Source organism: Mucilaginibacter angelicae, assembly GCF_042434235.1.
Lineage (GTDB): Bacteria > Bacteroidota > Bacteroidia > Sphingobacteriales > Sphingobacteriaceae > Mucilaginibacter > Mucilaginibacter angelicae.
Window position 1 is genome coordinate 1 of sequence record NZ_JBHLTS010000028.1, and the last position, 599, is coordinate 599.

Below are 599 nucleotides of genomic sequence, written 5' to 3' on the forward strand. Positions count from 1 at the left end.
CCGATGATAAACACCCAACCTCAAGAACTCCTTCAAAAACATGTACACCCGACATATTATACGCCGCATTCCCTTCTTCCAACTGGCACAATACCCACAAACGCCGCTGCGCTGAAGACATCACATAGCTCTCGCTCTCCCTTACTTTCGATATCTTTGTATATGTTTCGTTCTTAAATCCAGATAAATATTCAATTAAAGCAGTTTTACTCTTCCTTATTTCCGACAAAACTTCTTCACCTATTTTATTATTATCAAGAGAACTAATCATTAGCTTTTCATTCTCCATATAGATGTTAATATTCTGACTCCGCAGTTTTAAAATTATATCGACTACACTCATATTTCGATTGCGTTATTGCTTTTTGAATAATCTTCCTGCGAAACCTTAATCCAGTTACTTGCCCTGATTATATCGCTCATCAAACTGATAACAGGTTTTTGAAATATATCCTTGATTGATATTTTCACCCCGAACTCCTTATGGATATGGCCCGCCAACCGGGTCGCCTTCAAACTATGCCCCCCTAAGTCAAAAAAGTTATCATGGATCCCGATCCCGTTACGGCCGAGCACTTCTTCCCATATCCCGATCAGCC

General features: G+C 39.7%; 2 protein-coding genes. Both read right to left on the bottom strand.

Annotated elements, in window-relative coordinates; all coding sequences use genetic code 11:
- Nucleotides 1-289: hypothetical protein (locus tag ACFFGT_RS19110; RefSeq protein WP_377024122.1), on the bottom strand; the 289-nt coding region annotated here is incomplete at its 3' end.
- A 50-nt stretch (nucleotides 290-339) separates the two neighbouring features.
- The coding region (locus ACFFGT_RS19115; protein WP_377024123.1) for a phosphopantetheine-binding protein at nucleotides 340-599 on the bottom strand (260 nt) is incomplete at its 5' end.